General features: G+C 37.4%; 14 protein-coding genes. 5 read left to right on the top strand and 9 right to left on the bottom strand.

Annotation, left to right across the window (positions count from 1 at the left end):
• Nucleotides 1-15: 15 nt before the first annotated feature.
• Together htpG and HNR53_RS09180 are read right to left on the bottom strand one after the other, a co-directional pair.
• Nucleotides 16-1,896 (bottom strand): molecular chaperone HtpG, encoded by a 1,881-nt coding sequence (htpG, locus tag HNR53_RS09185; RefSeq protein WP_184525142.1) that lies wholly within the window; start codon nt 1,894-1,896, stop codon nt 16-18.
• Nucleotides 1,897-2,050: 154 nt separating this feature from the next.
• On the bottom strand, nt 2,051-3,919 hold the full coding sequence (locus tag HNR53_RS09180) for a terpene cyclase/mutase family protein (protein ID WP_184525140.1): 1,869 nt from the start codon (nt 3,917-3,919) through the stop codon (nt 2,051-2,053).
• 87 nt (nt 3,920-4,006) lie between these two features.
• Between HNR53_RS09180 and HNR53_RS09175 the strand changes: the two genes are divergently transcribed.
• The 4 genes from HNR53_RS09175 to HNR53_RS09165 all read left to right on the top strand — a co-directional run bounded on the left by HNR53_RS09175 (nt 4,007) and on the right by HNR53_RS09165 (nt 7,086).
• Nucleotides 4,007-5,149: a DUF2515 domain-containing protein gene (locus HNR53_RS09175; protein ID WP_184525138.1), complete on the top strand. Its 1,143-nt coding sequence runs from the start codon at nt 4,007-4,009 to the stop codon at nt 5,147-5,149.
• Entirely contained in the window at nt 5,076-5,543 is a 468-nt protein-coding gene (locus tag HNR53_RS23650) for a CBO0543 family protein (protein ID WP_377802214.1), read from the top strand. Before HNR53_RS09175 ends, HNR53_RS23650 begins: the two co-directional genes overlap by 74 nt.
• A gap of 124 nt (nt 5,544-5,667) precedes the next feature.
• The gene (locus HNR53_RS09170) at nt 5,668-6,825 is read left to right on the top strand and encodes an AbrB family transcriptional regulator (protein WP_184525136.1); all 1,158 of its coding nucleotides are present in this window, start codon (nt 5,668-5,670) and stop codon (nt 6,823-6,825) included.
• Nucleotides 6,826-6,888: 63 nt separating this feature from the next.
• Nucleotides 6,889-7,086: a YozQ family protein gene (locus tag HNR53_RS09165; RefSeq protein WP_184525134.1), complete on the top strand. Its 198-nt coding sequence runs from the start codon at nt 6,889-6,891 to the stop codon at nt 7,084-7,086.
• A gap of 16 nt (nt 7,087-7,102) precedes the next feature.
• On the opposite strand, the gene HNR53_RS09160 is transcribed toward HNR53_RS09165, so the two are convergent.
• The 3 genes from HNR53_RS09160 to HNR53_RS09150 all read right to left on the bottom strand — a co-directional run bounded on the left by HNR53_RS09160 (nt 7,103) and on the right by HNR53_RS09150 (nt 9,372).
• Nucleotides 7,103-7,474 carry a replication termination protein gene (locus tag HNR53_RS09160; RefSeq protein WP_184525132.1) on the bottom strand — a complete coding sequence of 124 codons (372 nt, stop codon included), beginning with the start codon at nt 7,472-7,474 and terminating at the stop codon, nt 7,103-7,105.
• A gap of 129 nt (nt 7,475-7,603) precedes the next feature.
• Nucleotides 7,604-8,083 (bottom strand): aromatic-ring-hydroxylating dioxygenase subunit beta, encoded by a 480-nt coding sequence (locus HNR53_RS09155; protein WP_184525129.1) that lies wholly within the window; start codon nt 8,081-8,083, stop codon nt 7,604-7,606.
• The gene (locus tag HNR53_RS09150) at nt 8,080-9,372 is read right to left on the bottom strand and encodes an aromatic ring-hydroxylating oxygenase subunit alpha (protein WP_184525127.1); all 1,293 of its coding nucleotides are present in this window, start codon (nt 9,370-9,372) and stop codon (nt 8,080-8,082) included. The genes HNR53_RS09155 and HNR53_RS09150 overlap by 4 nt, the downstream gene beginning before the upstream one ends.
• 594 nt (nt 9,373-9,966) lie before the next feature.
• Between HNR53_RS09150 and HNR53_RS09145 the strand changes: the two genes are divergently transcribed.
• Nucleotides 9,967-10,857 carry a LysR family transcriptional regulator gene (locus tag HNR53_RS09145; RefSeq protein WP_184525124.1) on the top strand — a complete coding sequence of 297 codons (891 nt, stop codon included), beginning with the start codon at nt 9,967-9,969 and terminating at the stop codon, nt 10,855-10,857.
• Nucleotides 10,858-10,948: 91 nt separating this feature from the next.
• Here HNR53_RS09145 and HNR53_RS09140 read toward each other — a convergent pair whose 3' ends face one another.
• From HNR53_RS09140 to HNR53_RS09125, 4 genes are all read right to left on the bottom strand, one after another.
• Nucleotides 10,949-11,545, bottom strand: a complete 597-nt coding sequence (locus tag HNR53_RS09140; protein WP_184525122.1) for a cell wall hydrolase — start codon at nt 11,543-11,545, stop codon at nt 10,949-10,951.
• A 575-nt stretch (nt 11,546-12,120) separates the two neighbouring features.
• Nucleotides 12,121-14,010: a XylR N-terminal domain-containing protein gene (locus HNR53_RS09135; RefSeq protein WP_184525120.1), complete on the bottom strand. Its 1,890-nt coding sequence runs from the start codon at nt 14,008-14,010 to the stop codon at nt 12,121-12,123.
• Between the two features lie 351 nt (nt 14,011-14,361).
• On the bottom strand, nt 14,362-15,384 hold the full coding sequence (locus tag HNR53_RS09130) for an NADH:ubiquinone reductase (Na(+)-transporting) subunit F (protein WP_184525118.1): 1,023 nt from the start codon (nt 15,382-15,384) through the stop codon (nt 14,362-14,364).
• A 100-nt stretch (nt 15,385-15,484) separates the two neighbouring features.
• On the bottom strand, nt 15,485-15,769 hold the full coding sequence (locus HNR53_RS09125) for a hypothetical protein (protein WP_184525116.1): 285 nt from the start codon (nt 15,767-15,769) through the stop codon (nt 15,485-15,487).
• Between the last annotated feature and the right edge of the window lie 2 nt (nt 15,770-15,771).

Raw genomic sequence — 15,771 nt, 5'->3', positions numbered from 1 at the left:
TCTAATCGTTTCACTTTATACCATTACCTTACAAATATCATTTGTAAATTCGACTGGATCTTGAATTGGCAGACCTTCAATCAGCAAGGCTTGATTGTATAATAAATTCACATATAAAGTGAGTTTATCCTTATCATTTTCAAAGGCATTTTTTAACGATTGGAATACCTCATGATGGGCATTAATTTCAAGCACCTTATCTGCTTTAATGTTTTGATTATCCGGCATGGCATTCAATACCTTTTCCATTTCAATCGTAATTTCGCCGTCTGCAGTTAAACAAACCGGATAGGTTTTTAACCTTTTCGAGATTCTGACATCCTTAACTTTGTCTTTTAAAACATCTTTCATAAAGTCAAAGAGTTCTTTATTTTCCTTTTCTTCAATTTCAGACTGTTCATCTGCTGCATCCGGTTCAATGCCTAGGTCGCCGCTTGCAACCGATCTAAATTCTTTTTCCTTATAAGTCATTAACATTTTAATCGCGAATTCGTCAATTTCATCCGTAAAATAAAGAATTTCATAACCCTTTTCGGCTACTAGCTCCGTTTGCGGGAGCTTATCAATTCTTTCATTTGACTCACCCGCAGCGTAGTAAATATATTTCTGTTCTTCCGGCATTCTTGATACATATTCATCAAGGGTAACCATTTTCTTTTCTTTAGAAGAATAAAACATTAATAAATCCTGAAGAACTTCCTTATTCGCGCCAAAGTCGCTATAAACACCGAATTTTAGCTGTCGGCCGAAGGATTGATAGAACTCTTCATATTTTTCACGTTCATTTTTTAAGAGACTTTGCAGCTCACTTTTAATTTTCTTATTGATATTCTTCGCAATTAATTTTAACTGACGGTCGTGCTGCAGCATTTCCCTTGAAATGTTTAATGAAAGATCCTCAGAGTCTACCATCCCTTTGACAAAGCTGAAATAATCCGGCAGCAGATCGGAGCACCTGCTCATGATAAGAACACCATTCGAATATAGTTCCAAACCTTTTTCATATTCTTTTGAGTAATAGTCAAATGGGATTTTTTCCGGAATATAAAGAATAGCATTGTAACGTATTGTCCCATCCACACTGATATGGGTATGCTTTAGCGGAGTATCAAAACCATAGTGTTTTTCAGTATAAAATTTCTCATAGTCCTCATCTGTCAGTTCACTTTTATTTTTCTTCCAGAGCGGTACCATACTATTAATGATTTGTTCTTCCTGAACTTCCTCAAATTCATTTTCGCTGCCCTCTTTTAATTTACTTGAAGACACATCCATCTTAATTGGGTAGCGGATAAAATCTGAATACTTTTTGATAATTTGCTTTAAACGATATTCTTCTAAATATTCGTCATAATTTTCATCTTCCGTATTCTCTTTAATTTGAAGAATAATTTCAGTTCCAGTTCCGCCTTTTTCACATGGTGCAATCGTATAGCCATCAGCACCTTCGGATACCCACTGGCAGGCTGTATCACTGCCTAGTGCCTTACTCTTTACCGTTACTAAATCCGCCACCATAAATGCCGCATAAAAACCGACACCGAATTGACCAATAATATCAAAGCCGTCTTTTAATTCATTTTCCGTTTTAAACGCTAAAGAACCGCTCTTCGCAATGACGCCAAGATTATTTTCCAGTTCTTCCTGTGTCATCCCAATACCGGTATCTTTTATCGTTAATGTCCGATTTTCTTTGTCAGGAGTCACTTTTATGTAATAACTATCCCGGTCAAAACTTAATGAATCGTCTGTTAATGCTTTATAGTAGATTTTGTCAATCGCATCACTGGCATTGGAGATCAATTCGCGCAAAAAAACCTCACGATTGGTATAAATTGAATTAATCATCATTTCTAATAAACGTTTTGATTCTGCCTGAAATTGTTTCTTTTCCATTGGAACCTCTCCTTTCAATACTAAAACTGTGTAAACAACATGTTACGCAGGAAATAAGTAAATAACATTTCATGAAAATTAGCACTCATCCATCTTGAGTGCTAATCCTATAATTTAAATATCAAATATATGGGTGGATGTCAATGATTACACTTTAAAAATATTTATTGTGATAGTGGGACAACGCCAGTAAAGGAAAAATATAGCGATAGCTATGGTAATGCATATAGAACGCTCCTGCCATTCCCTGCCCCGCAGGATAAGCGGTTGTCCAGTCATCCACTTCTAAATTTCCCAATAAAAAGGCGATCCCTTTACTAATCGTTTCGGTCGGTCTGTTAGACACTGCGATTAAGGCATCCAAAGCCCAGGCGGTATGTGTTAAAGTACTGGCACCCAGAGAAACATACATGCGCTGTTTATCGCTTTTACAAGATTCGCCCCACCCCCCATCATGATGCTGAATCTCTTTTAACCATTTAACCGCTTTGGCAATAGCAGGACTGGATGATTTTATATCTGCTGCAGCTAACCCCGTTAAAGCAGCCCATGTTCCGTAAATATAACAGATTCCCCAGCGGCCGTACCATGACCCATTTTGCTTTTGCTGCTTTAACAGCCATCGGACCCCTTCCCGGATGGCCCGATGATGATGACCCAGATTCGTATACAGACTGAGATATTCCAGCGTTCTCCCTGTTAAATCCGGTGTAGACGGATCTCCAAGCAGATATTCCGCTCCTTCAATCGGCAGCAGATTAAATACCTTGTTACTAATTCTTTTTTCAAACGCAGGCCATCCCCCATCATCATTTTGCATGGTTAAAATCCAGTTTAACCCTTTTTTCCAGGATCTATAATGAAATGGTTCAGCACTTGCCGTACGCGTAAGGGAACGAAGAGCTGCAGTCGTATCATCAACATCCGGATGAATGGTATTCATATCGGCAAAACCCCAGCTGCCTGGACGCCCGCCCGGATTATAAACGACCCAGTCTCCATATTTTTTCTGCTGCCGGCGGAGTAAGTATTCGTTAGACTTCATGATCATTGGAACGGAATAAGCAACTCCGCTATTTTGTAATGCGGTACTAATTAAGGCGGTATTCCATATGGTTGCTGTTGTATACTGCATATGGGGCAGCCCGTTAATTTCACACATCATTCCTTTTAGGCCCTCTACTGCCTGTAAAATCAGTTTATCCGTCTTTCTAAATCCAAGTGACAGTAAAGCAAAAATCATGAGAAACGTTGAACTGAAGTAATTGAGAAATGTCCCATCAGGTTCTATACGTGCAAGCATATATTGCCTTGCTTTTTCTAATGCTTGCTGATGAAGGAGTCCCGGCAGACCTATTAAACTTTTAATTCCTTTTTCAATTGCCGAGAATAACTCATGCCACTCTTCATGATTCCAAAAATCAAATTGGTCCCGGACCAATAAAGCGGATATATTTGGGCTATCTTCCGTTTTAAATTGCTTTTTTTGCTGTGCAAGAATCAGTAATGGAATGAGGTTGGCTCTGCCAAATACGGAAAAGCTGTAAAGGTTAACTGGAAAAGAAGCAGGCAGCAGAATCATTTCAAGAGGAAAAGGAAAAAAGGCAGGCCATTTCAGCTGTCCGGTTACCGAGAGCATGACTTTAGTCAACATATGGCATTCTTGAATCCCTCCATTGGCTAAAAATTTTTTCTTAGCTGCCATAAGCCGCGAGTCATTCCTTTTGTAATATCCAGAATAAAGAAGGGCGTAATAGGCCTCCAACGTTGCCGATACGTTTTCTTTCTCATCATCAAAAAAAAGCTTCCATCCTCCGCTCTTCTCTTGTTTGCTTAAAATTCTCTCACAAAGCCCTCTGATCAGATTTTCTTCATGAATTCCAAGTGTTCTTAATAAAATGATCATATAGCAATCAGTGGCTATTCCTGTTTCGAACGGATATTTCCATGATCCATCCGGGGACTGATCGTGTTTTAATTTATCGATAATCCTCTGAATACCTATGCTTGTCGTGTTCCGCATGATCTGCTATCCACTCCTCTAAAAACTTCCTAATAAATAATTATTTCAGGTGCATGCAAATCATGACTTGAAGGGAGTGAATACCATTTGCAGAAATTCACAGGAAGAAAACATCCTGAATTATCAGAAGCACTGTTAAAGATAAAAAAGGATTTGAAGAAAAAAGAAGGGAAAAATGCAAGTAAAATTAAACTTTCATTAGAAGAAAAAAAACTGCTGGAGAAAATTCAGCAGCAAACAAAACAATTCAATATCAATAACGTGACGAGAACGAAGGCTTATCTGCATTTTTACAACCAGTATCAGGATATTCATTGGGCTTTTTTGGGACATATGGTTTCACGAAATGGCGGATGGAATATGACGGATTTAAAAGGAGAGTTTCTCTCAAAGCTTCTGACAAAGAATGAGCAGCAATTCTATTTTACCTTTCTCGAACGTGGAAATTGGCTGATATTCCAGGATGCCTATCCACAATTCTTAGTTTATGAAGAGAGCAGGAAAAGAAATAAAAACTTATTTCATCTATTACCATACCTGCAGGTTTCAACTTTTATGGAGACCATCTGGAATCATTACTGGAATGAACGTGATTTATACCTGTTGACCATCGCCCTCATTATAAATGAACAGAGTTATTTGGAAAAAAGGGTGATAAAGAATCCCCTGTTCCAAAAAAACATCTTTCATTCGATTGAATTTAAACTGCAGGATTCCTTGTCGCTTAATCACATTCTTTTTCCTATTATAGCTAATGGAAAGACACACGTAATCGGACAGACTTTACATCACTTTGAAAGTCTTCATGAACGGATTTGGTTAGGGAAACGATTATATTCTATTCTTTTTCATGATAAACAGCTTCTTTCAAAAGCAGTACAGTGGGCTAATACACACCCCCATACCGGTTCGCGCAAAGATTATTGGCCCCATCTATTTCATGATGTAAAAGAAGGACTGCCAGCTTTTTCTTTGCTGCCGAGGCTGAAATCCTGCCAGTTAATCCCCGGATCGCCGAGAATTTATAGTCCAACTCTCACTATTGCATGGAAAAATATAAAGCATCTGCCAGCTGAAATAGATGACTGGTTTCAAAGCTGGAAAGTCCTGTATTACTTTTTAGATTCTAAAGAAAAAACAATTGGAGAGATTCAGAGTGACTATTGCAAAACCCTCGAAAGACTCGAACTTGCTGCCATTACAAAAAAAGCAATTTCTGTCTTTGAATAATCTATTATTCGCTTTATTGCCTTGCTTGCTTTTGGCTTCGCTGCTTGGCACCTATCTTGATCTGTATTTTACAGGAAAAGAGATGTACTCCTTTCCGAAAAGATTATTACCTGACATTTTTTCGATTCATATTGGATTTACATTAGTCGTTCTTCCTGCCTTAACTGCAGCTTTCCTGGTAGTTTGTTATAGGATTTCCTTTGGACAAAAAGTTTGTTTCATCCTCTTTTTTAGCCTGCTTATGTCGTTTAGTGAAAAACAAGCTGAGGGATTCGGGTTCTTTATTCATCATCCATCATGGAAACATCTTTATTCATTTATTGGATTCAATCTATATTTAACTAGTCTTTATCTTCTTTTCCACTTCCTGATAAGACAATTAAATAAGAAATAGATTAATTATTTTATTTATTTCTAAGGTTATATTATATTTAAACATGTAAATATTAAAAAAATGATCTATTATAGATATCAGGTATTCCCAATCATGTAAAACGAAGAAAAGAAGGGCCCATTTTATGAACACACATTCTCGATTTTCTCAAAGCTTGTTATTTATTATGATCAGCAGTATCGGGGGATTCCTCCTTTCACTAACCGGTATCGGCATTGCCTGGATGCTCGGAACCATCATTCTTGCTGCTATCCTCAATTTCCGGCAGCCGAAATTTCTAAAATCAGCTGATGCAGCAAAAGGGCTGCCTCCTTATTGGTTAAGAATTGGGCAGGCAGTTTTAGCTATTGAAATGGGTCAGAAACTCAATTCATCTGTTTTCGCTACATTTAGCGAACATTTTTTGACCGTCTCATTCATGCTGCTCATTTCTATTGCACTGTCTCTTGGTTCAGGCTATATACTATGGAAGTTCACTAAAACAGATTTGTTAACGAGCCTTTTCGCTACTGCACCTGGAGGGGTTGCCACTATGCCTGGAATCGCTGAAGAAGTAGGAGCGAATACAGCGGTTGTAAGTATCATTCAAACGCTGCGAATTTTCGTTGTCGTCCTGACGATTCCACTTATCGCTTCTTCGTGGCTGACTGCACCTGAGGGTCAAATACTTGTTTCCACTTCCGGAGCTGAAGCAAACATTACTGAATTTGGACTTGCTTCACTTATTGGAACTTTTCTTTTAGGAGCTGCTGCTTATGGCGGATACCATGCAGGAAAGTTATTGCGTTTGCCGGCACCCTGGCTTGTCGGAGGCATGCTTGGTGTAGCTGCATTGCAAAGCATTTATTCATTCTTTACCGGTCACGGAATTGTTGCTTGGTGGCCTGATCCCATAATCATCTTTTCACAGATTATCATTGCGGCCAGCATCGGTTCCCGTTTTCAAACACACATGTTTACCGGCATTGGTAAAACAGTCTTGGTTTCCCTGCTCAGTACAATCGGGCTGGTAGCGGCTATGTTTGGCTGTGCCTTTGCCGTTTCAAAAATAACTGGCATATCATTCATTACTTCTGTTCTGGCATTCGCTCCTGGTGGAGTAGCAGAAATGGCCGCTACAGCAGTTGTCTTACATGCAGACGCTACCTTTGTCGTGGCTGTTCAGGTATTAAGAATTGTTTTTGTTCTCTTAGTGCTGCCGCCATTATTTAGGGCATTTAATAGGAGGAAAATAAAACAGCTGCCGCAAGAAGAGGTTCTAGTAAAGAAATTTATTAAATAAGAATGCATGCTTCACTTTACTTTGTAGAAAAATAAGCTATAAAATAAAGGAGGTCGTGTCGATATGAGTAATGCGAAGAAAAAAGATTTTAAAATGGTGAATAAAATCTATGAAGCAAGTGATTACAAAAGTAGTGACCAGACGGCAAAAGGACTAGCTGAAACTCATGAACAAGTGAGTGATTCCTATATGACAGGTGATGTATTCACACATAATCCTGCTTATCAAAATAAGGAAAGAGCTGCAAAAGGGGGACAATAAGTCCCTCTTTTCCCTTTTAGGCATAATTATCTTCCAATGCCTTGCGCAGCAAATGTGAACATCGATCCAGATCTGCCTTGACCATTTTTTTATATGTTTTTGCTTTTTCCTGATCTTTTATAGTATAGACAGCTACCTCTTGATACTTCGAACCATTTTTCTTAATTTTTCCCCTAGTTAATATTCCATCCTCAAGGAGATCATGCAATGCACGATATATTTCTGAATGCTGCGGTTCGAAACCAAATGGTCCAAACTCCTTTTTCATTTCATCTAACAGCTGCAATCCATACCATCTTCTATTTTCAATATTAGTTATGATGTACAATTTTAAAAAAGCCCTTTGCTTAATAAGAAAACCTGTGCTTTCTCTTTTTCTGGTGCTCATTTTGTCCCTCCTAACTAATGTTTGACTTTTCTGACTATATTATAACACATTGTGTAATTAGTGAAAATAAAATAAAACAGCGAAAAAGCACTTACAAAAGTAAGTGCTTTTTCTAATAGCAAAGTCAAATTATAAAATGATACTAACTTTTCCGTGTGGACGTAATGCTTCCATTTTAAGGATTACTTTTTTACCAGCAATTTTAATTTGTCCGTCTTCTTTAACCAATTTATATTCGTTAATGCCGATATAATTGTCCAGATAGTCACGTTTTGCACGGTAAGCGGAGAAGTTACATTTTACAGTTGTAACACCATCTTCTTCACCAACAATTTTTACATTGTATACGTTGTGAACAGTTGAAGAATGTGGATACTCAACATGCGCTTCTTTTTTCAATAAACGTAATGCACGGTGTTCAATACGCTCTCTATTATCGTTAACTAGGTATAGAGCAGTTAATGGATTAGCATCAGGGCTGCCGATTGGCGGTACAGAATAGTATGCATCGTCTGTTAATAATGCAACCCATTCTTTCATTTTCCATTCATCTAATAGTTCAGCTTCATGATATAAGAATTCCTCTACTTCTTGACGTGTTAAGCTCATACTCTTACCTCCCCAGATTGTTCCTTAGCTTCTTGTTCAGCTTCTAATTCTGTAATACGTTTATTCCATTGACGCCAGAATGCACGCATTTGAGCCTCATCATTGGCTTGTGGATTTTCTCTGTTCATACCTTTAGAGATATCATTCCAGCCTACTTCTTTATTATTTACATATGCTTCTTGACAAAGTTCAAGAGCTTCGTTATCATCTGGAGTTGCGAAACCGCCTGGTCCTAAGAATTCTAAGAAGCTGTCGTTACGAACCGCTCTAAATTCTTCACTTTCAAGTTTTGGAGCTAAGGCATAGCCTGTTGCTTCTAAATAACCTGGTTCCATTGGATAGAACGTTCTGATTGTAATCGCCATGATATCGTTGATTACTAAGTTAGGGAAAATCCAGATATTACGGTTTTGAGTTGCGATTCTGTCTGCTCTTTCTTCGCCGAATTTTTCAACTAAACGAGCATAGATTCTGTCGATTTCCACTTTCGCTTCTGGACCATAACCTTCGATCCATTTTGCGATTGGACGACCCCAAGCTGATTTGTATTCCATAACAGCATGTCCATTTCCAAGATCGCGTCCTGCTCCTAAGAAATCGCCTTCTGCTTTTGTACCGCCGCGGGTAGCAACAATATCAAAGAAAGTTTTGTGAGTTGGTACTGCGTGATATAAGTCAACAGAGTTTTCGCCTAATAGTTTCCAGTTAGCACGTACACTGTATTGTTGTGGATCTGTTAATACTTCCATACCTGCTTCGCCTTGGTCAGCTACGATATCAAGATATTCTTTAGCACCTGCAAGGTAATCTTCTAAAGACTCTGCATTGTCATCATAGTTAACAAAGAAGAATCCGCGGTAGTTCTCAAGACGTTTTACAGTTTGTAGGTTTTTAGAACCATCACAGTTGTGATCATTTGGGAAACCTTCTTTATCAGGCATACCAACTAGTTCACCTTTGTTGTTGAAGCTCCATGCATGGTAGAAGCAGCGGAATACTTTACCGTTACCGCCTCTTTCGCGTGTAACTAATGCGCCGCGGTGTGGACATGAGTTATAAAAAGCTCTAACTTCTCCATCTGCACTGCGAGTGAAGATTAACTCTCTGCCGCCAACTTTTCTTCTATGGAAATCGCCATTGTTAGCTAGCTCAGATTCATGTCCAATATATAACCAGCATTTACTGAAGATGGCTTCTCTTTCTTTTTCTAAAATTTCTTTACTTGAGAATGCATTACGATTGACTTTGAATGTTAAGTTTTGCAAGTCTTCTTTAACGTACTTCCCCATTTTTGTCCCTCCTAGTATTCTGAAAAATTTTATATATAAATAATCTTTCTTAAAAGAAGATTATTTATTCTCTAAAAAATATTCTGATAATGAAATGAAAACGCAATCTGTAGCCGCTTTCAATTCAATTATATAAGAAAAATTATTTTTCTTCGACAATTAAATTATTATAAAATAATTAATTTAATATACTGACTAGTCGAAGAATTTTAATTTTCCCTCTATTGGCTATATTCAGATTATATAACTCACTTAGCAAAAAATCTAATCGAAATATTTTTGCTATTTGGTGTGTTTTTCAAAATTTTTTCTTGGTTTTAAATATATACGGCGTGGTAATAGTGTTTTCTTCCACTTTCGACATCATTATATCACGTTTTTATGCTTTACACAGTATTTTCTATCGAAATAGTAAATTTATAGTCACATTCTAGACAAATATTGATATTTTCGGTACTATTCTAATTGTATTAATATTTTAAAATTAACATTTTATTATCGGGGTAAATGAAAGGGTTTTCAAAAACACCGTCATATTTAATGCTTTCTTATAAAAAACATTTCAAGTCAAAACTATTAATTGGAGTGATGATCATGGATACAAGTCAATTGGAAACCTTCTTAGCTGTCATTGAACACCATAACTATTCAAAGGCTGCTGAATATCTCAACGTGACCCAGCCGACGGTAACGGCAAGAATTAAGAATTTAGAAAACGAATTAAATTGCAAACTTTTCGACAGGGAAGGGAAAAATGTTGCTTTGTCAAAAGAAGGAGAAGTGTTTGTCGAATATGCAACCAGCATCCTTACTTATATGACCCATTCTATTGAAGCAACTAAGGCTTCCAAGTTCCCAAGCATAAAAATCGGCTTTTCTCCCGGCTTTTCCTATTCTTTTATTACTGATTTGATTGATTCGATTAAATCTATTGACCAGCTTAGTATTTCTATCATCGAGGGAGAGAATTCAACGAAACTGAATGATCAATTATTATCCGAAGACGTGGATTTAGTGTTTACAAGAAATGTCGTTTCCCATAAACCAAATATTATCTCAGAGTTCTTATTTGATGATAAAATTGTCTTAATTTGCGGAAAAAACCACCGCCTTGCTAAACATGAAATTTCCTCCTTAGATGAGCTTCAAGGTGAAACATTATTTTGGTATCAGCGGAATACACTTCTATTGTCTCCTGCGGAGCAGCAATTAATCGGAGTTCCAAACATTAAACATATTGAAGTAGGAAATAATGAAATGTTGAAGAAGGTAGTAGGCAGCGGATTGGGGGTTGGCATTACCCCATTACTTGGAGTAGACTCTGTCGATAGGAATACGATTGCCGTAAAAAGAATAAAAGAATTTGAAGCCATTCCAAACAAGGTGTATGTTCAATACCGAAAAAAATTATTAATGGACCTTCCTGTTAAGAAAATTATTTATTCCATGATTAACCATGAAATGAACTATTCACAAGGTAATTAATTTATGTAATCAAACTAATAGAAAGAACTGATTCTGCAAAATGATTCAACCAGGATGATCTTGCAGAATCAGACCTTACCTTCACCACTGCTTATTTGGCAAATACGTGGTTACCAATTCTTACGGTTACTTCGCGTGAAAATATCCATTTGCTTGTTGATGTGTTAGGATTATAGAAATAAACCGAACCATTTCCCTGCCCCCAAAAACCCAGGGCCTCATTTACAGCTTTTTTTGATGCCGCATCTGCAGCATTGTAGATAGCTCCATTTTGAACAGGTGTAAAGGCATAATGACCTCCTTCAACTTGAAAAATAATCTCTCGAATAGAATTAGGAAAATCCGGACTGCTCAAACGATTTAATATCACTGTTGCAACAGCTACTTTTCCTGCATATGGCTCCCCTTTTGCTTCCGCTGAAACCAATCTAGCCATTAAATCCTTATCTGCTTCGGAAATAGCGGCCTGAGGAATGTATAGCTTTTGCCCAGGATAAATCATATTGCTGCTTTGTTTATTAGCTGTTTTAATTTTCTGTGTCGTTACCCCATATTGCGCTGAAATTTTCCATAAAGTATCCCCTGCTTTGACAGTGTGTACTGCTGCAGAAGCCTCTGCATGCGGATAAAAAGAAAATAAAGATAGTGAAGTTACGCATGCAAGCATAGCCATTTTAATTTTTTTCATAGTATCCTCCTAGTAATCTATTTGGTCTATACTACTAGGCTATCAATTGTAACACGATGATTCATTACCTAAATTTAACCAATTCAAAAGCAAGTTCGTTTAACCACGCCATTATAACCTTTATCCAAACGATGGAAAGTATAACCATTCACAAGAAAACGCCAAAATATGTATGTGATTGATAAATTTTACTTAAATATTTCAATGGATTCTTTCACTGTTATAATTTTGTTAAATTTGACGAGCAACACCATTTTAGTTGATACGATGAAAAGGCAAAAATAAAAGAGCTTGCTTAACAGCAGCTCCCATTCTATTATCCCATCTTGAGTCATTTTGAAGTAAGTTTCCATTCAGTTGCTTGATCTTGGTTAAAAATAAAAAGCTTTAAAGCTGCTTGCTTGTCACAAAAGGCACAGCTTTTATTTGTATCCCCCTGAATCTCCTTTACATGCGGTACAGGAAGCAATTGCAACCCCTTCTTGAGATGTTCCCTGCAAACAAACACAACCTAACCCCCTCTCAATTAAAACAATGGGCATGTCCCCATGTGTTAAGCGGCTTTGTTCATCCCATTAATCGATTTCTAACACGCCTAATACAATTAAAGACTGAAGCGCTAAATAGATTTCATGTTTAATATATGGAGTATTAATATCTGCTTGTAAAATTTCATTAAGCCTGCCTAAACGATAGCGCAATCCGCTAATGGAGAAATTCATCGCCCTGGCTGTTTTATGAACATTAGATCCGTTTTCTAAATAATGATAAAGTGTTTTCGTTAATTCCATATTTTTTGATTTATCTTCTTCAATCAGATTCCCCAAAATTTTATAAGCAAACTTTTCGATCGTGTCTAAATTTTTCGTTTGCATCAGCATTCCTACAAGACCTAGGGAATCAAAAGAGACTATATTTTGCCGGGTATTGGTAACTTTTAAAGCTGCGAGGCTTTCATCATATAAATTAGGTGCATCCATAATCGCCGAGATACTGGAACTGACTCCCATTCTAAAAACAAAATCCGGATACTGTGCAGCACAAAAATCAAGCAATCGCTTACAAAATGTTTCTTTATTAATATTTCTTTTGATCAGTGCATCCTCTGAAAACAGGGCAATAACATTTTCTGATTTCTGACCCAGTAACGCATTAACTTGAATGTTTTTTAATAAACCCAGTAAATCATTCATAAATTGATCGTTAAACTCAATTTCTTCATTAAATGATTTTTTCTCAAATCGTCTATGAATTGCGACCATAAAATAAGGCTTTATTAATTGAAACTCAAGATAATGTGCATGTTTAACGATTTCAGACATCGACATTCGTTTGTTCAAAATGTCCTCTAAAAAGCTGCCTCTAATCCGCTGTTCCGTATGGATCCTCGTTTGTTCATTCAATAAATGCAGCGAACATGCCAGTGCAGCTTGTTCTAGTACCATTTTGTCTACTTCTTTGATCGACTCTTCACTAAACAATAAAGAACAATAACCAAAGATCTTCTGCCGTACATAGATCGGTGTAATTAAACGCTTTTGCTGCGGAGAAATTTCCAGACATACAGTATTCCGAATTTCCTTCCACTTGCGTTTTTCTTGTTGTTCTTTTACCCATTCCTTAAATTCATCGACAAACTTTTTCGCCTCCATTGGAGAATAACCGCCGACAGCCGTTAAATTAAAAGTATTATCTTCAATAAATACAGGAATTTTTACTGTTTGAAACATGATGTTGGCAAAGGATTGAAGTCCTGTTTCATGAAGAACCTGCTTAAACAGTTTCTGATGAATCTGATAAGTCTTGCTTAAATTATCTCTTTCCAGCCTTAGTTTTTCATAGGTTTCTTCCAGTTCAGCACCTATACGATCCGCCTCATATAACTGACGTTCCTTTTGTATCTGCGGATCCATGCCCCATTCATCAAGGGTTTTAGCTACCCAGTGACAATGTTCATCGCCTTTTGCTGCACACTTCGTTTCTTTGACTATGACTGTTTTACCCATGAGCGTTGACAAACAACCGCTTGCATACCCTACTAAAGTATCACACACCGGCTCACTGCTTTTTCCAAAAAGCCGCAGATGTTCTTCAGCTTCATAGGAATCTTTCCATATACCCGCGAAATTTAAGACACCTTCGCTGATATTAACCTCACATACCTCAGGTTCTACAGTCACATAACCGGTTAATGTATGCATCTTTGGTCCGAGAAGTAAAAGTTCTGTCTCGCTTTTCCATTCCATTTCCTTCATTAGTAATCCGTCGTTTACTCCGTAATTCCAGCCATAACGCAGCAGAAACCCTTTGACCCTCTCTATTCCCAGAGTATCAATCAGTTCCCGTCTCAATGCTCCAAAGGCGGAACTAGGGACCCGCAAAATCCTTTGGGTATGGTCAACTATTTCTATTACTTCATCCATCAATGTGCCCTGCAAATCCAAATCAAGATCTGGATGTTCCATTTCTCTCACCGCCTCAGGAATGAACTATACATAAAACAAATCCCTTTTATAAAAATAATAAAACAAAACACAAGACTATCCAGAATAATCAGATAAAGATAGTTCTATAGATATTCTCTTATTTTGCTGCAGTTCATTTATATTATTCTTAAAAAGTTCATTTTTTATATACATATATTTTACATTACATTCTGAATAATGTATATATTATTTCATCGCTATATGCACAAAGTGATGAAGGATATACATAACATAACGTATTCCATCATCACTTCGTACGATATATAGGCTGAGGGGAATGAGAAGCATTTACCTTAAGTCAAGGCTTAAAACTTAATCATCGACTGCTGCTTAAAACTCATCGTAGAAAATATCAGTACCTTTAACGCCTAATTTATAAAGAGCATCACAGGTTGTTTCAATCATAATTGGCGGACCGCAAAGATAGGCATCTGCTGTCATTTTCTCCAGTTTACGTCCAATCACATCTGCAATAAAACCTGTCTCTCCATCCCACTCTTCTGAAGGATCTTGATTGGACAGAGCCGGTACGAAGTGGAAATTAGGATGTTTTTCCTCTAATTTCCTCCACTCTTCAGTTAAATATAAATCTTTAACTGTACGTGCCCCATAGAAAAACCATGCTTCTTTGTCAAAGCCTTCAGAGAATAGTTCTTCAACAAGGGATTTAATTGGGGCCATACCAGAACCACCGGCAACAAAGATTAAATCTTTCGTACGATCACGCAGTTGCATCGTACCGTATGGTCCAGAACCAGTGACCCGGTCACCTGCCTGAAGGTCACACATATAATTTGAGCCCTTTCCTTCATTCACTCGCTTAACATGAAATTCAACGATGCTGTCATCTATAAATTTATTTGCTAATGAGTAAGCGCGGGTATCTTCGAGTCCCGGAATTTCAAATTCAAAAAACTGCCCTGAAGCGTATTCAATGGTTTCTGGTTCGGATAACTTTAATTTAATCATATGAATATCTGCTGTACATTGCTTATTTTCAATCACTTCTGCTTCAAAATCATGAACAGCAAAGAATGGAAGATCAGATTCTTCTTCTTCCACTTCAATCACAAGGTCGCTTTCTGCAATCGTACTGCACATTAACGTAAAGCCTTCTTCCCGTTCAAAGCTCATTAAGGAGTACTCAGAAACGCGATCCATGATTTCATATTCACCGTCAAGCACTTGGCATTTACATGCAGAACAACTACCGTGACGGCATCCGTATGCTACTTGAATCCCATTGCGAATCGCGGCATCAAGCAGGGTCTGCCCTTCCTTCACTTCTATCGTTTTCCCGCTTGGTTCCAGTGTTACCTCATATGTTTCAACATCTGTTTTTGACTGGGCCATTTAAAATCTCCCTTTCTATTTCTTGATGTATTAATAGATTAGCAGCGGTCAGGAAACACCTGATCCGCTGTTAATCGCCAGTTCCATAAATCGTTTTTCTTTATGCTGTTACCACTGTTAAATAATCACCGTTACGAAGACCCGCTTCTTTCAGCGAAATGTTCATTGGTACGACAGTGTCACCATCAGCACGATTTAATAACAACTCGTAACTCTTTTCTTTGTCCACTTGATAGGTATCTAAACATGCATCTAACAGTTCATTTGTCGTCATATCATAACGAGCTGGCATCACAATATTACAAATACAAAGGTCATTATAATAGGTTTCTTTTAGAACCGGCCAGACAATCAAATGATTCTCATCTTTTAAATAATTTGCCAAAA

It is taken from the genome of Bacillus benzoevorans, assembly GCF_014207535.1.
In the GTDB taxonomy this organism is placed as follows: domain Bacteria; phylum Bacillota; class Bacilli; order Bacillales; family Cytobacillaceae; genus Bacillus_BD; species Bacillus_BD benzoevorans.
Note: the sequence above shows the minus strand (reverse complement) of the source record. Positions and strands in the feature narration are given on the sequence as shown.

Excerpts from the sequence above, each read along its gene's own strand:
- HNR53_RS09145 (WP_184525124.1), top strand. The coding sequence starts at position 9,967 with ATGGATACAAGTCAATTGGAAACCTTCTTAGCTGTCATTGAACACCAT.
- HNR53_RS09160 (WP_184525132.1), bottom strand. The coding sequence starts at position 7,474 with ATGAGCACCAGAAAAAGAGAAAGCACAGGTTTTCTTATTAAGCAAAGG.
- HNR53_RS09130 (WP_184525118.1), bottom strand. The coding sequence starts at position 15,384 with ATGGCCCAGTCAAAAACAGATGTTGAAACATATGAGGTAACACTGGAA.
- HNR53_RS09135 (WP_184525120.1), bottom strand. The coding sequence starts at position 14,010 with ATGGAACATCCAGATCTTGATTTGGATTTGCAGGGCACATTGATGGAT.
- HNR53_RS09180 (WP_184525140.1), bottom strand. The coding sequence starts at position 3,919 with ATGCGGAACACGACAAGCATAGGTATTCAGAGGATTATCGATAAATTA.
- HNR53_RS09165 (WP_184525134.1), top strand. The coding sequence starts at position 6,889 with ATGAGTAATGCGAAGAAAAAAGATTTTAAAATGGTGAATAAAATCTAT.
- HNR53_RS09170 (WP_184525136.1), top strand. The coding sequence starts at position 5,668 with ATGAACACACATTCTCGATTTTCTCAAAGCTTGTTATTTATTATGATC.
- HNR53_RS09140 (WP_184525122.1), bottom strand. The coding sequence starts at position 11,545 with ATGAAAAAAATTAAAATGGCTATGCTTGCATGCGTAACTTCACTATCT.
- HNR53_RS09155 (WP_184525129.1), bottom strand. The coding sequence starts at position 8,083 with ATGAGCTTAACACGTCAAGAAGTAGAGGAATTCTTATATCATGAAGCT.
- htpG (WP_184525142.1), bottom strand. The coding sequence starts at position 1,896 with ATGGAAAAGAAACAATTTCAGGCAGAATCAAAACGTTTATTAGAAATG.
- HNR53_RS09150 (WP_184525127.1), bottom strand. The coding sequence starts at position 9,372 with ATGGGGAAGTACGTTAAAGAAGACTTGCAAAACTTAACATTCAAAGTC.